This window comes from Flavivirga algicola, from assembly GCF_012910715.1.
Lineage (GTDB): Bacteria > Bacteroidota > Bacteroidia > Flavobacteriales > Flavobacteriaceae > Flavivirga > Flavivirga algicola.
In genome coordinates, this window is record NZ_JABBHF010000007.1 from 168,515 (window position 1) to 190,138 (window position 21,624).

Genomic DNA, 21,624 nt, shown 5'->3' on the forward strand with positions numbered 1-21,624 from the left:
CTTTTGAAAGCTAAATTAATTTACCATAATTATGGATGAAAATAATTTTTTAGTGTCCCCAATTAGGAAGTATTTATTGTTAATACTAATCGTTTTTGGTGTTAGTAGTACTAGGGTATTTCATGCGCAAAATATAGATTTAAAGTTTGAACACTTTATTGATGAGAAGGGATTTACTCAAAACTCCGTAATGAAGGTTATTCAAGATCTAGATGGTTATATTTGGATAGGGACACTTAATGGTTTGTATAAGTATGATGGACAGCGATTTACGGTTTTTAGACATCAGTTTAATAATCCAAATAGTTTGGTAAGTAACTCGGTATATGAGTTAGAACTTGATGTTGAAGGTAATATACTAATAGGTACAGGTAAGGGGGTAAGTAAATATCATAGGCTTACCCAAACTTTTTCAACATATCCAATAATTTTACAAAATGCAAGAATTACGGCTATTTACCCAGAATTAAACGGGGGATTATGGGTAGGAACATTACACTCTGGTTTATATTATTTTGATAGCGCAGATCTTGAAGGGAATAACCCTGTAAATTATATACATAAGCCTAATCTTGAAACGAGTATAACGAGCAATCAAATACACTCAATTGTTAAGGACAAATCAGGTAATTTATGGGTAGGAACCTTAAAAGGTTTGAATAAAGTCGTTTTTAAAAATGGGATTGCTGAGTTTCTTCATTTTGAAAAAATGAAGGAAAGTATCAAATTGCTATTTGTAGATAAAAAAGGAACGCTCTGGGCATCAAAAGTAGGGCATAAACTAATAAAAATTGCTGACCCAGGAAATTTTACATCAACGAAGCAAAAAAACTTTGAAGAATATAGGATTGATACAGCCAAATCCGATACCGATGAATCTGGAGGTTTGCTTACCATGTTTGAAGGAAAAGACGGAAGCCTATTATTTGGGATCCATGGTTTTGGTCTTTATGTTTTTGATACAAAAACATGTAAGTACAGTGCTTATGTCCATGACCCTTCAAAACCAGAAAGTATAAGTAGTAACAATATAGAGTCCATACTAATCGATAATACAAATGTACTTTGGGTGGGCACAGAAGAAGGTGGGTTGAATAAATGTGATTTAAAACAAAAAGAGTTTCTCTTTTTTAATGAAAAGGTGCTTTCTGAGAATTCTTTGAGTAACTCCTCTGTTAATGTCATCGCTAAAGAAAATAATAATAGTTTCTGGGTAGGAACGCAAGATGGGTTAAACAAAGTAACCTTTAAAAATGATAATTATGAAGCCCCAACGTTTAAGCATTTTTATTTTAATGATGATGGCTCCAAGTCAAGTCAAAGAGCGCAAGAACATGTATGGTCTATTTTAAAAGACAATGACGCAGATTATTGGGTAGGTACTACAGATGGTATCGTCCATATGCGTCAAGATTATAAATCTGAAAAGATTTCCTCAAATCTAACCGAGCTTGATATGTTAGAGGTTTTTTCTTCTTTACAGGACAGGAATGGCGTTTTGTGGTTTGGATCATTGATAGATGGATTGGTAAAATGGACTAAGACTAAAAAAGACAATGGTAATGAGTTTGACTTTTCAAATCGCGTACATTATTTACCAGATAGTAACGATAAATATAGTATTAGTGCGAAAGAAGTTAGCTGTCTTTATGAAGATAAAAATGGGAATATATGGGTAGGAACATTACAAGGCGGTTTAAATTTAATTGTGCCAAGTGCAGATAACCAACATGATCAATTTGTATCCTATCAACATGATCCAGATAACCCTAGCACACTAAGTCATAATTCGGTTTTTTCAATACTTGAAGATAGAGAAGGTAATTTTTGGATAGGTACATTTGGAGGCGGTTTAAATAAAATGACTTTGCCTTCTAAAGGTAATACAGATCCTGTTTTTAAACATTTTACTGAAGATGATGGCTTGGCGAACAATGCTGTATATGGCATTTTAGAAGACAATAATGGAAATTTGTGGATAAGCACAGATAATGGGATTTCTCATTTTAATCCTAAGACAGAGACCTTTCAAAATTTTAGTAAAGATGATGGGTTACAAAGTAATAATTTTAGGATGAATGCTTACTATAAAAACAAAGACGGCTATTTGTTTTTTGGAGGCTTAAGAGGATTGAATATTTTTAACCCTAATCATTTAAAAGAAAACGATATTCCTGCTCCTGTAAAATTAACAGGTTTTAAAATAAAGAATGAAGACATAAATATAGGCGAAAAATATAATGGTAGAGTTTTATTTGATAAAACCATATCGTTAATTTCTAAACCTATAGATTTAAAATATCACGAAAATACATTAACCTTTGAATTTGCGGCATTACATTATGCAGCCCCAGAGAAAAACAGATTTAAATTTAAACTGGAAGGATTTGATAAGGATTGGGTTGATTCTAAAAAATTACCCTTTGCACATTATACAAACCTATCGCCTGGTAATTATACCTTCAAAGTCAAGGCGTCTAATAATGATGGACTATGGAACGAAGATTCTGCAAATATAAAATTGAGTATACATCCTCCTTTTTGGTTAACTTGGTGGGCTTATTTGGTATATGGTTTTATAATTTTAAGTGTTTTATGGGGGGTTCAATCGTATCTTAATTTACGTTCTCAACAACGAGCTTCGCTTCAAGTACAGAAAGAAATTGAAGAGGTGAATAAATTAAAACTTCAATTTTTTACTAATATATCTCATGAATTTAAAACACCTATAACACTTATACTTAATCCTATAGAAGAGCTTTTGGAATCTGTTGGAGATAGTTTGTCAATACAATCAAAATTAAAAGTAGTACAACGGAATGCGAATTCGTTATTAAGATTGGTACACCAACTTATGGAATTTAGAAAGATAGAAGTAGGGGAAACAAAGTTGGGAACTACAAAGGCGAATATTATAAACTTTATTAGGGAAATTACATTTTCATTTAGGGCATCAGCAAAGAAAAATGAAATCAACCTTTCCTTTGAAAGTGAATTATATTCAGCCGACGCTTGGTTTGATTGGGATAAATTGGAAAAAATTCTTAATAATTTAATATATAATGCCATAAAATTTACGCCATCAGGCGGACAGATTACGGTTAGGGTAAGTAAACCTGAAGATAATGATGAGCTTTATATCGCTGATAGAGATATAAAAACGCAATATCTACAAATAGAGGTCAAGGATAATGGCGACGGTATAGATAAAAACCAATTGCCTTATGTTTTTCAGCGTTTTTATCAAGTCAATAAGCCTAAAAGTAAAAGAGGGGCTGCTAATAAGGGGTCTGGTATAGGTTTAGCAATAACTAAAGATTTGGTTGATTTACATCATGGTGTGATAGAGGTAGAATCTGAAAAAGGAGAAGGGACCTGTTTTATGATAAAATTACCCTTAGGCAATGCTCATTTACTCCCAGAAGAAATGATTGAGATGACAGTTCCAGACCCTTTAAGTGAACAGGATATGGATTCAGATTATGTAAATGAAGATGAAGAGTTGGATAAAGACCAACAAGAAAGTGCGTTTAAGAATAGTATATTGATAGTTGATGATAATGAAGAAATAAGAGAATTGGTAAAAGAAGGGTTTATTAAAGGATATAATATATTTGAAGCAGAAAACGGCAAAGAAGCTTTAAATATAGCTTTAAAAGAAATGCCAGATATCATTATTAGTGATGTATTGATGCCAGAGATGGATGGTGTTGAATTTTGTCATAGTCTTAAAACAAATATTCGAACAAGCCATATTCCTATCATTTTACTCACAGCTTTAAACTCTGTGGAACATCGTATAAAAGGTTTAGAGTCTGGAGCAGATGCGTATATTCCAAAGCCTTTTAAAATGAAATTATTATCTGTACGCGTTGAAAAACTAATAGCTTCTAGAGATTTAATGCGCAAACGCTTTCAAACAGAGAAAGAACTAACCCCGGAAAAAATTACGTTGAATTCTATCGATGAAGAATTCCTCAAAAAGATAATGGATTTTATGGAAGCTAATATGGGTAGGGAATCCTATTGGGTTGACGAATTGGCATCAGATATGAATACAAGTCGTTCAACCTTTTTTAGAAAACTGAAGAAATTAACAGGTCAAGCTCCAAATGATTTTATGAGAATGATACGCTTAAAACGAGCTGTACAGTTATTAGAGCAGAATGAATTAACAATATCGCAGGTTAGCTACATGGTTGGTTTTAATGATCCGAACTATTTCGGTAAGTGTTTCAGAAAATTTTATGGAGATACACCTTCAAATTATATAAAAGAAAAACTTCAGTACAAAAAGTAAATTACTGAAGGTTTTAATTAAATTTACTCGCATAATAATTGATATCCTATGAATCTTAAGAATATTTTGAATAAAGCAATATGAGTTGGTATTGCTACATTTTTTATGGAATATATGATTTTATGGGGCTTTATTTCTATGCGTTAATAATTGAAAAAAAAGACATACAGTCGTTAAAGAATAAAATTTAAATTGTGAAAATAACAGATATCAAAACATATCCAATTAATATTGGTACAACTGGTATTCAATTGGTTGTAAAAGTAGAAACAGATTCAGGTATTTATGGTTGGGGAGCTTCGGGACTTTCTGGTAGAGAACTGGCAGTAGTAGGTTTAATAAAACATTTCAAAACATTTTTAATAGGAAAAGACCCAAGGCAAATTGGTGCTATATGGCAAGAGCTATATCGTGGACAATATTTTGAGGGTGGGCGTGTTTTTACTGCCGCCATATCTGCTATCGATATTGCTTTGTATGATATTAAAGGAAAAGTACTAGGCGTGCCCGTTTATGAATTGCTAGGAGGTAAACAGAGAGATTATGTAGAATGTTTTGCTTCCGTGCGTTTTGCTACTAAAGAAGAGTTGTTAGACTATTCTAAAACTTGTGTAAAAGAGGGCTGGACCGTTTTAAGATTAGCTCCAGCCGAATTTGAATCGCAAGAAGACACGGGGAGGTTTGAACCTAGAGAATCTATTGCCAAATTATCTAAATGGGTTACCGAACTTAGAAAAGAAGTGGGCCCAGATATTACTATTGGTATTGATTACCATACCAGGCTTACAGTAGCCCAAACGTATTCTTTTATGAAACGTATGCCTCCAGGAACTATAGATTTTATAGAAGAACCTATTCGCGATGAAAACCCAGAAGCATACCAGAATTTGCGCAATATGATAGATGTGCCCTTTGCGATAGGAGAAGAGTTTTCCAGCAAATGGCAATTTATGCCCTTTATAGAAAAAAATATAACACAATTTGCCCGTATAGATGTATGTAATGTGGGCGGTATTACTGAAGCTATGAAAGTTGCGGGCATGGCAGAAGCTCATTATATAGATTTGATGCCACATAATCCATTAGGGCCTATTTGTACAGCTGCGACCATTCATATAGCTGCTGCTTGTCCTAATTTTAGTTATTTGGAAGAAGTTAATACGCCTGCACAGTATATGGGAACCAATGCCCCCGAATTTTACCCTGTACAGCCTCAGCTGGAAGGTACAAGATATACTGTTACAGATGCACCAGGCTTAGGCGTTGAGTTTAACGAAGCATTAGCGATGGAGAGAGCGTTTGTTCCAGTAGACATTCCGAGATTAAGAAGAAATGATGGATCATTAACAAATTGGTAAGTAGTTATGGGTTTTACAACTTTTGGAGAAATTATGTTACGGTTAACCCCAAGCGAACACGCTGGGAAAATAAATTCAGCACAAAACTTTGGAGTGCATTACGCTGGCTCAGAATCTAATGTAGCAAGCTCGTTGGCAATTTTAAAGAATCAAGTACAATTTGTAACAAAACTACCTTTAAATGCCGTAGGAGATGGTGCTATGAGATCCTTACAAAGTTTTGGTATTTCAACAGGAAACATTGCTAGGGGAGGTCATAGGATAGGAACTTATTTTATAGAAATAGGATCTTCTATAAGACCTTCTAGTGTTGTTTACGATCGTGCGCATTCGGCTATCAGTGAGATGACGTTTGGAGAATTAGATTGGGAAACGATTTTAAAAGGTCAAAAATGGTTATTCATTTCGGGAATTACACCAGCACTATCTAAGTCATGTGCAGAAGCGACCTTACTTGTGGCAAAAACAGCCAGAAAAATGGGAGTTAAAGTAAGTTTTGATATGAATTTTAGAAGAACCCTTTGGAAAGATAAGAAGGACGCTAGAAGTATATTCGATGCCATATTGGAAAATACGGACCTGCTTTTTGGAAATACAGGCGTTCTAAAAGATGTGTACGATATGGAAGTTAGTGGGGCCAACCCTATAGATCAAACGATTAGTGCCATAGAAAAAGCTAAAAGTACTTTTGGTTTAGAACAACTGGCTTTTACGGTAAGAGAGCACCATTCAGCTAGCGAAAATAAATTATCTGGGGTGGCACTTTTAAACGATAAAACAACTATTTCCAATAGCTATAATGTTGAAATTATAGATCGTTTTGGAACAGGTGATGCTTTTGCTGCAGGTTTTTTACACGGTTTAGGTCAGGAATGGGGTCTGGATAAAACCTTGGGTTTTGCTACGGCAGCTTTTGCATTAAAACACACAATAAGAGGAGATCAACATACAAGTACGGAAGAAGAAATTCTTTCAATTTTTAAAGGTAACATATCAGGACACGTATTACGATGAATAGAAAAGAAATAGTAAATAGTATTAAAGCAGAAAAATTAGTTGTTATTATTAGATTAAAACAACAAGAACATATACCAGAAGTTGTAAAAGCTTTGGTAACTGGAGGTGTAAAGGTATTAGAGATTACTTCCAATACTCCAGGATATTTAGAGGAAATAAAACGCGTGCGTGACACCTATCCCAATATTCTTGTAGGAGCAGGAACCGTTATAAATAAAACCTTGGCGACCGAAGCTATAAATGCTGGTGCCCAATTTTTGGTAACACCCAATACTAATATCGATGTCATTTCGGTGGCACATGAAAATGAAGTGCCCGTATTAATGGGAGCAGTTACACCAACAGAAATATGCAATGCCGTTGAAGGAAAGGCGGATGTTGTGAAGCTTTTTCCTAGCGCGGCTATGGGGATCGACTATTTTAAAGCGGTAAAAGGCCCATTAGATACAGTGCCTTTCTTTGCTGTTGGGGGGATAGCAGTTGAAAATCTTCAAGAGTGGAAAGATGCTGGCACGGCAGGTTTTGGCTTGGGAGGAAATCTAGTAAAACCAATACAAAGTCGACAAGATTTTGACGGTATAGTTGCACTAGCAGAGCGTGTTTTGAAAATAATTCATTCGTGAAGGACGCATTAAAAATAGAAAAAATAGAGTTTTTTAAGGTGCCGCCAAGATGGCTATTCCTTAAAATTACAACACAGGAAGGCATTGTTGGTTGGGGGGAACCTGTAGTTGAAGGAAAAGCAGATACTGTATGGGCATGCGTTAAGGAACTCGAAAAATATCTTATTGGAAAGTCTGCTAATCATATTGAAGATATTTGGCAAATTCTGTATAGAGGTGGGTTTTATAGGGGTGGTCCTATTTTAATGAGTGCTATTTCTGGTATAGATCAAGCCTTATGGGATATTAAAGGTAAATCATTGGGCGTGCCTGTACATGAGCTCTTAGGGGGCGCTGTACGTCACAAAATGAAAATGTATTGTTGGATTGGTGGAGACCACCCGGATGTTGTATTAGAACAGGCCCACGAAAAAGTAAAGGCAGGCTATGAAGCGGTAAAAATGAATGCTACCGGAGGCATGGACTGGATAGCTTCTATAAAAGATGTAAAAAAAGTAGCCCATAATATTAAATTACTACGTGAAGAATTTGGAACGGATTTAGATATTGGTTTAGATTTTCATGGCAGAATACATAAAGGCATGGTGAAACGCCTAATTGATGAATTGACACCCTATGATCCTTTATTTATTGAAGAACCCGTACTTAGCGAAAATAATGAAGCACTAAAACATATTTATGGATATACCAACATTCCTATAGCGACAGGAGAACGTATGTTTTCAAGATGGGACTTTAAACCACTACTAGAACAGGGAACAGTCGATATTATCCAACCAGACTTAAGTCATGCAGGGGGTATTTCAGAAGTCCGTAGAATAGCTGCCATGGCAGAAGCTTATGATGTGTCTTTGGCACCTCATTGCCCTTTGGGGCCAATTTCTTTAGCTTCAGCATTGCAAGTTGATTTCGTTTCTTCAAATGCTGTTATTCAAGAAAGTAGTATCGGCATTCATTATAATCAAGGGTTCGATTTGCTAGATTATGTTTCAAACCCTGAAGTATTTGAAGTAAAAGATGGTTATATAGAACTTTTTCAAAGACCAGGTCTAGGGGTAGAGATAAACGAAGAAAAATTAAAAGAAGGTGTGAAAATAGGCCATGACTGGTCGAATCCTATTTGGCGTGGTAAGGACGGGAATTTTAACGAATGGTAAATTTTATAATATTATAATGAAACAGATTTTAAGCCTATTGATTGTAGCAACCTTCTTTTTAGCATCTTGTAAAAAAGAAAAGAAAAGCGATATTGTAAAAGAGGAGCATACAAAAGAAATAACAAAGAGTAAAGAAACATTAAAAGCAGAATCTACCCATTGGACACCAAGAACCAAGGAAGAAATGGTGTCGATGTTTAAAATTGAGATCTTTGATAACGAAGCTTTAAATGTTATAGATCCTAATTCAAAAATCGAAATTCTAGCTAGCGGATTTACTTGGACTGAAGGTCCTGTTTGGATTAAAGATGGTAATTATTTGTTGTTTTCAGATATTCCGAATAATAAGGTTTACAAATTAAATGCTCAAAGAGATACGATTACTTATTTGCATCCGTCGGGGATTTCTGTAGATAATTTTACAGGTTCAGAATCAGGTTCTAACGGCTTATTAGTTGATGGGGAAGGAGCATTGGTGTTGATGCAGCAGGGCAGTAGGATGGTAGGTAAAATGAAAGCACCTCTATCTAATCCTAAACCAGAATATGAATCTTTGGTTAATAACTATAAAGGAAAGAAACTTAATAGTCCAAACGATGGAGCTTTTGATAAAACTGGAAATCTTTATTTTACTGATCCACCATATGGATTGCCTTTAAATTTGGAAGATCCTACTAAAGAATTAGATTTTCAAGGTGTTTATTGTTTGCTTACTACAGGCGAATTATTGTTGTTGGATGCTACTTTAAAATATCCTAACGGTCTTTGTGTTTCACCCGATAATTCTAAGCTTTATGTTGCTGTTTCCAATATAGAAAATGCTGCTTGGTATGTGTATGATATTGTTGAGCCAGGTAAAGTAGCCAATAAAAAAGTGTTCTATGATGCTAATCATTTTTTACAAAAAGAAGGGTATCAAGGGCTGCCCGATGGTCTTAAAATAGCAAAGAATAATTACATGTTTGCAACAGGGCCAAAAGGCGTTTTAATCTTTAACTTAAAAGGGAAACTCTTGGCTAGAATCCATACGGGGCAGCTAACAGCTAATTGTGCTCTGGGAAAAGAGGAGAAGACCTTATATATGACTGCACATAATTTTATTTTATCTGTCAACTTAAAGTAGTTTTTAAATATAATAAGCGTATTTTGCTACGTAACTATACTTTTTATTAATTATTTTATATGAATAATTAGTAGGAAGTATATATTATAATTTAATTAAAAGCGTTAAGCAGTATATGTTTCTAATTCTAGTTGTACAACAATACACTTTGGGTAGTAAAATAATTCTTGGTGTTTTCTTTGTTGCCATGGCATATATATTTTTAAACTATGGTTTAAAAATGATAGAAATGGGCTATGTGCTTAAAAATAAACGACCACTTTACAACCACTTTTATTTTCGTTTAAGACGCTTAAACAAAAAACAGAAGACCATTTTAACAAACCAGTTTTCTTTTTATAAGAGACTTACCTCCAAAGAAAAAAAATACTTTGAGCACCGTGTAGCATCCTTTATAAAGGATAAAGATTTTATAGGTAGGGATATTGTAATTAGTGACGAAATAAAAGTATTGATAGCTTCAACTGCTGTGATGCTAACTTTTGGTTTTCGTGATTTTTATATCGGAATTATTTCAAAGATTGTGATATACCCGAGTAATTTTTATTCTAATACAAATAAAGCATATCACAAAGGAGAATTCAATCCCAGGTTAAAAGCCTTGGTGTTGTCTTGGGAAGATTTTGTACAAGGTTTTGATGATGGAAACGATAATTTAAATTTAGGGATACATGAGCTTACGCATGCCATTCATATTAATAGTATGAAAGAACGTGATGTAAGTTCAATTATTTTTAGTGATACTTTTAAGGAACTATCCACCTTATTCTCTGAAAATAAATTATTAAGAGAAGAATTAAAAGCATCTGATTACTTTAGAAACTATGCTTTTACAAATCAGTTTGAATTTTTAGCAGTTGCTATTGAGAATTTTATTGAAACACCTCAAGAATTCAGATCTCAGTTTCCCGAAATCTATAATAAAATAAGGCAAATGCTTAACTTTAGAGTTAAGGGATACTAACCAGGGTTTCTTATTTCTTCTTTTAAATACAATACTTTAATTCTGCTGAGGAGGCTTTATTTATTTAATTTCAATGGGTTCTTTATATTTTGCTATGTTGCTTTCTAGAGACATGATTTTTATCATACTTTATTTTTTTTTTCATACTTAATTTTAAAATAGAAATTAAAACCTATTTAAGATGAAAAGAAGAACTCCAGTTTCAGAAATAATGAGCAGTGATATTATAACTTTAAGTAAATCAGATAATTTAGAAAAAGCAGAAAAGCTTTTTAAAAAACATAATATCAGGCACATTCCAGTAGTTAACGGCGAATCTATAATTGGGATGCTAAGTTACACCGATTTACTAAGAATTAGTTTCGCAGATGCTACAGAAGATGAAGGCAACGTTGACACCATAGTTTATAATATGTTTACAATCGAACAGGTTATGACAAAAAAACTAGTTAGTGTTTCTAGCGATACAACGATTAAGGAAGTAGCAGAGATTTTAGCTAAAAATGAATTTCATGCACTACCAATTGTGGATAAGTCTCTTTTAGTAGGTATTGTAACAACTACAGATTTAATAAACTATTTGCTTGAGCAATATTAGGAATTGGCTAGTGCTTTTAAACCTTTTACAGTTTCTGTTTGATTATTGCTTTTAAACACATAGCTTCCGGCAACTAGTACATCAGCACCAACATCAACAAGTGCTTTGGCATTTTTATTAGTAACACCGCCGTCAATCTCTATAATAGTTGAAGCGCCTTTACGAGTAATTAATTCTTTTAATTGAGAGACCTTGTTATAAGTGTTTTCGATAAAACTTTGTCCACCAAAGCCAGGATTCACACTCATAATACAAACTAAATCAATATCGTTTATAGTATCTTCTAAAACATTTACATTGGTGTGAGGGTTTAATGCTACACCAGCTTTCATACCTTCAGATTTTATAGCTTGTAGGGTTCTGTGCAAATGTGTACAGGCTTCATAATGCACCGTAAGCACATCGCTACCTAAATCTGCAAAAGTTTTAATGTATCTATCTGGGTCTACAATCATTAAATGAACATCAATGGTTTTTTTAGCATGTTTGGCAATGGCCTGTAAAACAGGCATTCCAAAAGAAATATTAGGCACAAATACACCATCCATAATATCAATGTGAAACCAATCAGCCTCACTGGTATTAACCATTTCTATATCACGTTGAAGGTTTGCAAAATCTGCTGCCAGAATTGATGGAGCAATTAGTTTAGAAGTCATTGAATGTTTTGTTTATTTGGCAAAAATAACTGTTTTGCTCAATGTTTAGCTATTTTTTGTGCAATAAAATTTTCAACCATATTAACTACTTTATTAGCTAACGTATTATCGGCCTTTCTTAACCATTCAAGATATTCATAAAGTCTATTTAGTTCGTTGTTATCATTGATTATAGTGAACCCAAAATTGTAGTCTTCGAAAATGCGTTGTTGGATATCAATATTTATGACTTTAAAAATATTCCTGTGTCTGGTATCTAGGCTAATTCTTTTAAAGGTGGCATCAACACTTTTTTGATCGCCTTCAAGCACTTGAAGAAAATTAGCATTAGAGTAAATCAATATCCCTGTTATATTATACTTAGAATTATTTTTTTTCGCTTTTGAATATAAAACTTTGAGAGAATTTAGTGATTCTTCCTGACAAGAATCACTAATATAACATATTGTTTTTAACATTAGGAAAAAGGTTGTTTTTTCTAAAATACAAAAAATAATATAATGGGATAATTGAAGGGTAGCAATTTATATTAAAATAAGTCTTTAAAATAAAAAATGCTTTTATAAGAAAGGATAAAAATGAACCCCCGGTAATCAGCCGGGGGTTCTTTCATCAATCAAAAAACGAACAGTTATGTGTAACTGTTTGTTACGGTAATTTAGTCGTAAAAAAATTACGAACCTAAATATGTTTTTAAAATATCACTTAGACTACGCTCAGTGACCATTTTTTAGGGCTCAAACTAATCTTGGTAGCTGAGCGAAGCCGAAGCTAACCTAAATATGTTTTTAATATTTTGCTTCTAGAAGTATGTTTTAGTCTTCTAATCGCTTTTTCTTTAATTTGTCTCACACGTTCACGCGTTAAGTCGAATGTTTCTCCAATTTCTTCTAAAGTCATAGGGTGTTGGTTTCCTAGACCAAAGTATAAACGAATAACATCAGCTTCACGTGGTGTTAAAGTTTCTAAAGCACGTTCAATCTCAGTACGTAAAGATTCATGCAATAACTCTCTGTCTGGATTTGGTGATTCGCCACTGTTAAGTACATCGTATAAGTTAGAATCTTCTCCTTCAACTAAAGGGGCATCCATGCTCACATGGCGACCTGAGTTTTTCATAGACTCTTTAACGTCGTTAATAGTCATGTCCAATTCTTTGGCAATTTCCTCAGCACTTGGTGGACGTTCATGGCTTTGCTCAAGAAAAGCAAACGTTTTATTAATTTTATTAATAGAACCAATTTTGTTTAATGGTAAACGTACAATACGAGATTGTTCAGCCAAAGCTTGTAATATTGATTGACGAATCCACCAAACGGCATATGATATAAATTTAAAACCACGTGTTTCATCAAAGCGCTGTGCGGCTTTAATTAAACCTAAATTACCTTCATTGATTAAATCTGGTAATGTTAGACCTTGGTTTTGGTATTGTTTTGCCACCGAAACTACGAAACGTAAATTAGCTTTTGTTAATTTCTCTAAAGCTATTTGATCACCAGCTTTAATGCGTTGCGCTAATTCTACTTCCTCGTCAGCTGTAATTAAATCAACCTTTCCAATTTCCTGTAAATATTTGTCTAACGATGCAGTCTCCCTATTGGTAACCTGCTTCGTAATTTTAAGTTGTCTCATCTAAAATTCTCCTGTGATTTTTTATTGAATATTTTGGGCATTCAGTGGTTATACGTATATAAGTCGCATAATGTTACAAAAAGTTTCAAATTATTTTTGTGTTCTTTTATTTAGACCCAAAATTTTAAAGAAAGTCACATACCTATATAAATGTTCACTGTTCACATAAGTATTTAGGAATATATATTCTTTACTCAAAATCTAAAAGTTCTGTAGCTTCAATTAAATTGTGAAGTGCATCAATTTTCGAATAGATTTTATTAAAAAAAGTATTCCGTTCTTTTTCCCCAGCAGTATTTAATAATTTTGAGTTCTGTAACTGTTTGTTTAAGAAAATATCAGCTTCATTACAGGTGTGTTTATCTGCCGTTTTGTAGTAAGATAATAAAGTAAAAGGGACATAAAGCATTTTTGATTCTGGGGTACTTACCAAAACATTATTATTCATTAAATGCAACTCATTATAGAAGAGTTTAAATTCAAGGTTTTTATCAATGAGTTTAATAGCAATATCTTTTATTAATTGTTTTAATAGCTTACAAAATTGCAAGGCTGTTTCTGTTTTTACTTGTCCAGCTTGGTAGTAAAAATGAATTTGCTTTAGTGTGCTATTAACCGAAGTAATATCCCAAATCTCAATGGTATTCAAATTATAATAAAGACTGCCCAATCTTTTTCCAGCTTCAATTAATGCTGGGTTAGCAGCAAAATTCTCAAAGCTTTTGGTAGCCAATTCTGGGTTTAATAGTTTAAGCCAAACATAATATTTAAACTGACTTAGTTTATCGCCATTTAAATTATAAAATAAGGGGATGTCTTTTGCCGAATATAAAATACGACTCTCTTTTTGCTTTAGTAAAGGATAAAGAGAGTTATAAGAGTCATCAAAGTACAATTTAAGTTCTGCTTCTGTTTCAATATGTTTTGTCTTTTCGATGGCAACAAACTCTGTATTTGTTGTTTCAAATAGTCTATCTAAGGATATATTGTAATACTTTGCCAACACAATAGTTTCTTCAATAGAAAATTTACTTTTTAAACTTACCCGTCTATGTGCAGCATCGTAGCTAATATCTAAAGCTGTAGATATAGCCTCAATAGTTGATGTATTTTTAGGTAGTTCTTGTTTTAAATATTGAAGAAAAGCCGTTTGATACATGTTCAAATGTATCATTTTTTTTGTGATAATCACAAAATATAATATTAATTGTTGCATTTTAAGCCAGTTAACATGTGATTATAGCAATAATTTTGACTAGAATTCAAAAACTAAAATCATGAAAAAAGAACTTATTATTATAACTGTTCTAATATGCGGCCTTAAACTGTCTGCACAAACCGATACACTTTCTGTTACCAATAGTAAAGATTATTATGATGCTTTTGATGGTTACTTAAATAAGATAACTTTCAACTTTGGAATAGGGGCTTTTGTACCCAAAGGCAACCTGAAAACATATTTTGGAGATGCTCCTTTATTTGAGATCAGTGTTAGTTTTCCGCTTAAAAAGGCGAAATCATTAGAAGCTGTTTTTCAAATTATTATTCCTGACCAGCAAGAGGATTTTTTGTTTTTAAGAACTATAGATACTATTAATGTTAAGAGTACATCGATGTTTAATGGGTTTATAAGATTTAAAAAGTCAGTTCAGAATTCCAGAAAATCCAAGGTCAATCTGGGACTGGGTATAGGCGTATCAACCATAACAACCAATGCCAGAAATCCATTTTATAATGGTAGGAAAGATGAAAGCAAGTATGAGTTTATTTCGTCTCTCTTGTTGATTCCTGGGCTAGCATGGTCTTATACGTTTTCAGAACATGCAAAATTTACCTTAGGCTTAGACTTGCAATACTCACCGTATAAGATAGAAGGAGCTCTACGTGAGGATATTGGACAAATAGCTTTAATTCCAAAGATTAGTTATAGATTTTAAATTGAAAGAGGCTATATTGTTAAGTAAAATAAAGGCTAAATAAAAAGTATTTACATTTCGGTTTTTTCCAAGTAACCCATATAAAAAGAGTTCTTAATAATAAGGAAAATAGACAAAACGCAAAAGTTGCTTTTTAAATAGCCTTTCTCTAACTAACTAATTTAAATCTAGCTTTTAATTATTTTCTTTCTGATAAACCACGTGTTAACCATCCCCTTTTATTAGCGGTTGCGATCGCATAAGGTGTAATCCAAAATAAACCGAAAGTGTATAAAATACTGTATGTATAAGCCCAAAAAGACTCTTTGGTTTCATACCTGTTTGCGTAGAAAATGACAGGAAACGTTGATAGTATAAGGATGCTTAAAAATGTGGAACTCACGAATAAAATAGGATGGGTACACACAAAAAATAACATGAATATCAAAAATGGATAGGTCATTATTATTTCGAGTGATTGGCTTAAAAATAAAAGACGCGTACCTGTTTTGGAGCCTTCTTTGAAATTTTTAAAAACATATTTAGACATTTCAATATTTTCACGAACATTGCTTCTTCCCCATCTAATGAACATTTTGTACAAACCACGATATTTTTCAGGTACATTGGTATATGCATAGGCGTTTCTTTGGAACAAAACACTGTAGCCCTGTTTTAAAATCATGTTTGTCATAGCTCTATCTTCACCAATGTCTGAAGGTTGCCCCATAAAAGTTTGGTTAATCCATTCTTCAAGGCAGGCAAAAACAGCGTCACTTCTATATGCGGCCAAGGCTCCTGGAGTACACAACACAGAATTTAGACTGCTTTCTGCAGAACGTACAAATTCAAAACTCAAAACAAAGCTCACATCCAACATTTTTGGCAGCAAGGCTTTTTCCTTATTCAATACACGAATATTTCCTGCAACGGCACCACATTTTTCATTGGTAACAAATGGGCTAACAAGGTTTCTCAATGTATCTGGTTTCACGATGGAATCGCTATCTACTGTTACAAAAATATCTCCTGAGCCTTTATTAAATCCTCTATAAAGAGCATGACGTTTTCCCATATTTTTAGGTTGTTGGTAAATTTCCAGGCGATCACCTAATTGCTTTTTTGCATCTAGCATCCAATCCCAGGTATCATCTAAACTACCATCGTCAATGGCCAATAATTGTAATTTCTCTTTGGGGTAATTACTCTCTGTTAAACTCATCAAAGTATCCCAAACTTGTTTGCCCTCGTTATAGGCAGGTACAATTACAGTGCAAGTTGGTAATTCATCATTTGTAGCAGATGCGATGGGTTTGTATTTAAAATAACGATATAAAGTATAAATGAAAAAGCTCCCTTTAAACAATAGCAGGGCACCAGACACGATCATGAATAAAAACCCTAATGTAGAACTCATGCGATCAGTATTAAATTGGATAAAATCTTGTCTTAAAACAAACCCTAAATAAACGGCGTCGATCATAAGCAAAAAGGTACAGGTTAGCACTAGAATCCCCCAAATGTCTGATGTTTTTATTGGTGCTACATATTTATTCGTAAGCATGGATTTAGAAATATTAAACATGCTATTTTTTGACGTTTTTAATAGTTTAGAAACTAGCTTTTGGATTTTCATAAATCTGTTTTCGGCATTAGGTTTCTTACTTTTACGTAACAAAAATGATTTCAGATTTTTTTTAATATTTATTTATGAAAATAATTGGAATTGTTACTTGATATTTTGCGGTCTATTAAAATTTTATTGAAGAGGAAGTCTTTTATGCTTATGGTATAATATAAAAACCTCAATTAGTCATGACTAATTGAGGTTTTAAACTCTGAAAATTTATTAAAAGATTAAACTTAATCTTCTTTTTTGTTTTCTCTAGGTTTTCTATCGTCACGACGGTTATCACGTCCACGATTGTCTTTACCTCTATTATTTCTGTTATCACGACCGTTATTATCTCTAGGTGGTCTTGCTACATAGCCTTCTGGTTTTGGTAAAATAGCTTTACGAGATACTTTTTCCTTACGAGTTCTGGAGTCAATTCCAAAATACTTCACATCAAAAACGTCTCCCATATTTACAACGTCAGATACATTTTCTGTACGTTCCCAAGCTAATTCACTTACGTGCAACAATACTTCATTTCCAGGAGCGTCCATGTATTCTACAACCGCACCAAAATCAAGCATTTTAATAACCTTTACTTCATAAACACTGCCAACTTCAGGCTTAAACATCAAAGCATCTATTTTTGCTAGAACAGTATCGATACCTTCTTGTCCTGTTCCTAAAATTTCAACAATACCTTCTTCGGTAACTGGATCTTCGTTTATAACAATCGTTGTATTGGTTTCTTTTTGTAATTCTTGAATTACTTTTCCACCAGGCCCAATTAAAGCACCAATAAATTCATTAGGAATAGTACGAGTCACCATTTTAGGAGCATGAGACTTCACATCATCATTAGGTGCAGAAATCGTATCGGTTAATTTAGTTAAGATATGTAAACGACCGTCACGAGCTTGTTTTAAAGCATTGACAAGAATTTCGTAAGATAACCCTTTTACTTTAATATCCATTTGACAAGCCGTAATACCATCAGCAGTACCAGTTACTTTAAAATCCATATCACCTAAATGATCTTCATCACCTAAGATATCAGATAGTACAGCATATTTTCCAGAATCTGCATCAGAAATTAATCCCATGGCAATACCAGAAACAGGTTTTTTAAGTTGTACACCAGCATCCATCATAGCCATAGTACCAGAACATACTGTTGCCATAGATGACGACCCGTTAGATTCTAATACTTCACTTACAACACGAACAGTATAAGGGCAATCCTCTGGAACCATACCTTTTAAAGCACGTTGTGCCAGATTACCATGTCCTACTTCACGACGAGAGGTTCCACGAATCGGTCTAGCTTCTCCAGTTGAGAAAGGTGGGAAGTTGTAATGTAAATAGAAACGTTCTTCACCTTCGAAGGATGGCATGTCTATTTGATTAGCTTCTCTAGATGTTCCTAAAGTAACTGTGGCTAATGCCTGAGTTTCTCCACGGGTAAAGATAGCAGAACCGTGTGTTGATGGTAAATAATCTACCTCACACCAAATAGGTCTGATATCTGTTGTTTTACGTCCGTCTAAACGTAAACCTTCATTAAGAGTTAAATCACGAACTGCAGCTTTTTCAGCTTTGCTGTAATATTTCGAAATTAAGTCACCGAAATCTTCAACTTCTTCTTCAGAAAAAGTGGCAATAATTTCTTCTTTGATTTCTGCAAACGCAGCACCTCTTTCATGCTTAGAAGAGCCTGCCTTAGCTACAGCGTATACTTTGTCGTACGCCATGTCGTGAATTTTTTGAGCTAATTCTTCGTCTTCACGTTCTGGCTCGTATTCACGAGTTTCTTTTTTGCCAAATGCTTCGGCAAGTTTAATTTGAGCAGCACATTGTACTTTAATAGCTTCGTGAGCAAACTTAATGGCTTCGGTCATTTCTTCTTCAGAAATCTCATCCATTTCACCTTCTACCATCATAACAGAATCAGCAGAAGCACCAATAACCATATCGATATCAGATTCTTCTAACTGCGTTAAGGATGGATTGATTATAAATTCACCATTAATACGACCAACTCTTACCTCAGAAATTGGACATTCAAATGGAAAATCGGATAGTTGAATAGCAGCAGAAGCAGCTAATCCAGCCATAGCATCTGGCATCACGTCTTCATCATGAGACATTAATTGGATCATCACTTGTGTTTCACTATGATAATCTTTTGGGAATAATGGGCGTAAAACGCGGTCTACAAGACGCATGGTTAATACTTCACCATCACTAGGTCTTGCTTCTCTTTTAAAGAAGCCTCCTGGATATCGTCCAGCTGCAGCAAATTTTTCTCTATAATCAACTGTTAATGGTAAGAAATCAACATCTGCTTGTTTGTAATTGGAAACAACGGTACACAAAAGCATACATTTTCCAGATTGTACTACAACGCTACCATGCGCTTGTTTTGCTAATTTTCCAGTTTCGATAGAAATTTCTCTACCGTCACCTAGGTCTATGACCTCTCTAAAAACTTTTGGAATCATAAATTTTTTTAATTCTAATTAAACAATGGTCGTTGTGTTGTTGTAGTGTTGTGTGTGACCAATGAAAAACTATATATCCCGAACTTGTTTCAGGATCTGCTTAATCATAAATTACGTTAATTATACTCTTACGCTCGAGTTGTATTATTATTGTATCGACCAATTTTAGGGTGATACAAAAACAAAAAAGAGGCCGATTAGCCTCTTTTAATTATTTTCTTAATCCTAATTCTTTTACTATGGCACGATATCTTAAGATATCTTTCTTAGTTAAGTAATCTAGTAAAGCGCGACGCTTTCCTACTAGTTTTACTAATGAACGCTCAGTATTGAAATCTTTACGATTGTTTTTTAAGTGTTCTGTTAAGTGATTAATTCTGTAAGTAAACAATGCAATTTGTCCTTCTGCAGAACCTGTGTCTTTTGCACTTTTACCATGTTTTTTAAAGATGGCTTCTTTTTCTTTTTGATCTAAATACATGCTAATATTATTGTAAATAATTGTTATGTAAACGAAAGTTTCTCTTTCGAGCGGCAAATATAGTAATTTTTAATGATTTGCAAGAGCAATATCTTGTAAAGAAAGAAAACGGCAATTTAAACTAGGTTTATCATTTAAATGGGATATGGTGAAAATCCTAAAAGCCCATCAAAGAAATGTATTGATGGGCTTTAGGACTAACAAACTAAATTAAACTAAATCAAAAAAAATGAATCAATTTTCTACTTTTATTGTTACTATACTTTCAATTTTTAGCTTTTTATCATATAATCTGGCATTCGTTAAAAAAGATTTGGCTTCTTGCTTGGAATCAATAAGTTCAGCGATTCTGCCATTATCATATTCGCAAGCATCATTTATGTTTCCCTCTGTACGAGACAGTCTTTGTATTTTGTGAAAGTTTATCTTAACATCTAATATGTTATTTATAATATCTGTTGCTTCAGATGATGTAAAACAGCCATCTATAAGCTTGATTTTTTGCTCTAATTTAGAATCAATCGATGTTTTTAAAACGGTTTCCATAATGTGGTTTTTAAAATTAATATTGCGTTTATTTTAATTAAAATTTTGAATAATATATAAGTATAATGGCATGCCCAGCGTTATATTGAATGGGAATGTAATAGCCAGCGCCATAGGGATATATAAACTAGGACTGGCTTTAGGTACTGCTATTTTCATAGCGGCTGGTACGGCAATGTATGAAGCGCTGGCAGCAAGAATTGTAAATAATAACCTGTTACCAGTATGAGAAATAAAAGCACCGCTGGCAACAGCAACCAATGCACCATTTATAATGGGTATTATAATGGCGAATACTAGGGCAAACGAACCTTTTTTTATAAACTCCGAGAGTTTTTTTCCACTGGTAATCCCCATGTCCAACAAAAAGACTGCTAGAAATCCTTTGAAAATATCTGTAGTAAATGGCTTTATGCCCTCTGCCTGGGCATCACTGGCTAGAAATCCAATGGTTAAACTTCCTATTATTAGTAGTACGCTCCCATTAAATAGGGCATGGCGTAATGCCGTTTTAATAGGGATATCTGACTTTCGTTTGCTACCTTTAAAGATCATAATTAATAAAAGGCCTACCATGATGGAAGGAGCTTCCATAAGGGCCATTACGGCAACCATGTGACCGCTAAAGGGAATCTGTTCTATTTCTAAAAATGCAATGGCGGTAACAAAGGTTACAGCACTAACAGAGCCGTAAGATGCGGCTATGGCACCTGCATTTTCGATACTGAACTTCTTTCTAAGTATAAAGTACGTGTAAATTGGAACAGCTATGGCTAAAAAAATACCAAATAATAAAGCCCAAACAATTTCCATATTAAATACACTATGCGATAGTTCTTGGCCTCCTTTAAAACCTATTGCCAATAATAAATAAAGAGATATAAATTTCGACGAATTCTCTGGTATTTTAAGGTCGCTTTTCAATTGAACCGCAATAACACCAAGAAAGAAAAAGAGTAATGCAGGATTGGTAAGATTATCAAATAGTAAATGTAAATCCATAAAGAAGCTAGTTTTTAATAATTATTTAACCAATGTGTTTATTTTGTGTACTCCATATAACCATTCCAATTATAAAACCGCATAGTAGCAGTTCTTCTAGGAGAAGATTATTGCTTCTTATCGACAGTG

General features: G+C 33.6%; 18 protein-coding genes. 9 read left to right on the top strand and 9 right to left on the bottom strand.

Translation table 11 applies throughout. The annotated features are described in order from the left end of the window. The first annotated feature begins 31 nt into the window (after positions 1 to 31). From HHX25_RS13225 to HHX25_RS13260, 8 genes are all read left to right on the top strand, one after another. Entirely contained in the window at positions 32 to 4,300 is a 4,269-nt protein-coding gene (locus HHX25_RS13225) for a hybrid sensor histidine kinase/response regulator transcription factor (RefSeq protein ID WP_169674313.1), read from the top strand. Between the two features lie 194 nt (positions 4,301 to 4,494). Next, positions 4,495 to 5,658 (top strand): mandelate racemase/muconate lactonizing enzyme family protein, encoded by a 1,164-nt coding sequence (locus HHX25_RS13230; RefSeq protein WP_317169087.1) that lies wholly within the window; start codon positions 4,495 to 4,497, stop codon positions 5,656 to 5,658. Positions 5,659 to 5,664: 6 nt separating this feature from the next. Continuing rightward, a complete protein-coding gene (locus tag HHX25_RS13235; RefSeq protein ID WP_169674316.1) occupies positions 5,665 to 6,672 on the top strand; it encodes a sugar kinase in 1,008 nt (335 codons plus the stop codon). After that, positions 6,669 to 7,298 (top strand): bifunctional 4-hydroxy-2-oxoglutarate aldolase/2-dehydro-3-deoxy-phosphogluconate aldolase, encoded by a 630-nt coding sequence (locus HHX25_RS13240; RefSeq protein WP_169674319.1) that lies wholly within the window; start codon positions 6,669 to 6,671, stop codon positions 7,296 to 7,298. Before HHX25_RS13235 ends, HHX25_RS13240 begins: the two co-directional genes overlap by 4 nt. Continuing rightward, positions 7,295 to 8,455 carry a galactonate dehydratase gene (gene dgoD / locus HHX25_RS13245; RefSeq protein ID WP_169674322.1) on the top strand — a complete coding sequence of 387 codons (1,161 nt, stop codon included), beginning with the start codon at positions 7,295 to 7,297 and terminating at the stop codon, positions 8,453 to 8,455. The genes HHX25_RS13240 and dgoD overlap by 4 nt, the downstream gene beginning before the upstream one ends. 16 nt (positions 8,456 to 8,471) lie before the next feature. Beyond that, on the top strand, positions 8,472 to 9,578 hold the full coding sequence (locus tag HHX25_RS13250) for an SMP-30/gluconolactonase/LRE family protein (RefSeq protein ID WP_240964532.1): 1,107 nt from the start codon (positions 8,472 to 8,474) through the stop codon (positions 9,576 to 9,578). 115 nt (positions 9,579 to 9,693) lie between these two features. Beyond that, positions 9,694 to 10,542: a zinc-dependent peptidase gene (locus HHX25_RS13255; RefSeq protein ID WP_169674325.1), complete on the top strand. Its 849-nt coding sequence runs from the start codon at positions 9,694 to 9,696 to the stop codon at positions 10,540 to 10,542. Between the two features lie 181 nt (positions 10,543 to 10,723). Then, the gene (locus HHX25_RS13260; RefSeq protein ID WP_169674328.1) at positions 10,724 to 11,140 is read left to right on the top strand and encodes a CBS domain-containing protein; all 417 of its coding nucleotides are present in this window, start codon (positions 10,724 to 10,726) and stop codon (positions 11,138 to 11,140) included. On the opposite strand, the gene rpe is transcribed toward HHX25_RS13260, so the two are convergent. The 4 genes from rpe to HHX25_RS13280 all read right to left on the bottom strand — a co-directional run bounded on the left by rpe (position 11,137) and on the right by HHX25_RS13280 (position 14,608). Continuing rightward, positions 11,137 to 11,799 (bottom strand): ribulose-phosphate 3-epimerase, encoded by a 663-nt coding sequence (rpe, locus tag HHX25_RS13265; RefSeq protein WP_169674331.1) that lies wholly within the window; start codon positions 11,797 to 11,799, stop codon positions 11,137 to 11,139. The genes HHX25_RS13260 and rpe overlap by 4 nt on opposite strands. Before the next feature lie 38 nt (positions 11,800 to 11,837). Beyond that, positions 11,838 to 12,257 (bottom strand): BLUF domain-containing protein, encoded by a 420-nt coding sequence (locus HHX25_RS13270; RefSeq protein ID WP_169674334.1) that lies wholly within the window; start codon positions 12,255 to 12,257, stop codon positions 11,838 to 11,840. Between the two features lie 313 nt (positions 12,258 to 12,570). After that, positions 12,571 to 13,434: a sigma-70 family RNA polymerase sigma factor gene (locus HHX25_RS13275; RefSeq protein WP_034041378.1), complete on the bottom strand. Its 864-nt coding sequence runs from the start codon at positions 13,432 to 13,434 to the stop codon at positions 12,571 to 12,573. A gap of 190 nt (positions 13,435 to 13,624) precedes the next feature. Continuing rightward, on the bottom strand, positions 13,625 to 14,608 hold the full coding sequence (locus tag HHX25_RS13280) for a hypothetical protein (RefSeq protein WP_240964533.1): 984 nt from the start codon (positions 14,606 to 14,608) through the stop codon (positions 13,625 to 13,627). A 103-nt stretch (positions 14,609 to 14,711) separates the two neighbouring features. Between HHX25_RS13280 and HHX25_RS13285 the strand changes: the two genes are divergently transcribed. Beyond that, positions 14,712 to 15,371 carry a hypothetical protein gene (locus HHX25_RS13285; RefSeq protein WP_169674337.1) on the top strand — a complete coding sequence of 220 codons (660 nt, stop codon included), beginning with the start codon at positions 14,712 to 14,714 and terminating at the stop codon, positions 15,369 to 15,371. A 178-nt stretch (positions 15,372 to 15,549) separates the two neighbouring features. Here HHX25_RS13285 and HHX25_RS13290 read toward each other — a convergent pair whose 3' ends face one another. The 5 genes from HHX25_RS13290 to HHX25_RS13310 all read right to left on the bottom strand — a co-directional run bounded on the left by HHX25_RS13290 (position 15,550) and on the right by HHX25_RS13310 (position 21,495). Continuing rightward, positions 15,550 to 16,986, bottom strand: a complete 1,437-nt coding sequence (locus tag HHX25_RS13290; RefSeq protein WP_169674340.1) for a glycosyltransferase — start codon at positions 16,984 to 16,986, stop codon at positions 15,550 to 15,552. A gap of 227 nt (positions 16,987 to 17,213) precedes the next feature. Further along, complete coding sequence (locus HHX25_RS13295) at positions 17,214 to 19,466, bottom strand: polyribonucleotide nucleotidyltransferase (protein ID WP_169674343.1); 2,253 nt, start codon at positions 19,464 to 19,466, stop codon at positions 17,214 to 17,216. Between the two features lie 211 nt (positions 19,467 to 19,677). Continuing rightward, complete coding sequence (gene rpsO / locus HHX25_RS13300) at positions 19,678 to 19,947, bottom strand: 30S ribosomal protein S15 (RefSeq protein WP_169674765.1); 270 nt, start codon at positions 19,945 to 19,947, stop codon at positions 19,678 to 19,680. Between the two features lie 234 nt (positions 19,948 to 20,181). Beyond that, on the bottom strand, positions 20,182 to 20,493 hold the full coding sequence (locus HHX25_RS13305; RefSeq protein ID WP_169674346.1) for a hypothetical protein: 312 nt from the start codon (positions 20,491 to 20,493) through the stop codon (positions 20,182 to 20,184). A gap of 33 nt (positions 20,494 to 20,526) precedes the next feature. Then, positions 20,527 to 21,495, bottom strand: coding sequence for a sodium-dependent bicarbonate transport family permease (locus tag HHX25_RS13310; protein ID WP_169674349.1), 969 nt, complete (start codon positions 21,493 to 21,495; stop codon positions 20,527 to 20,529). Positions 21,496 to 21,624: the final 129 nt, after the last annotated feature.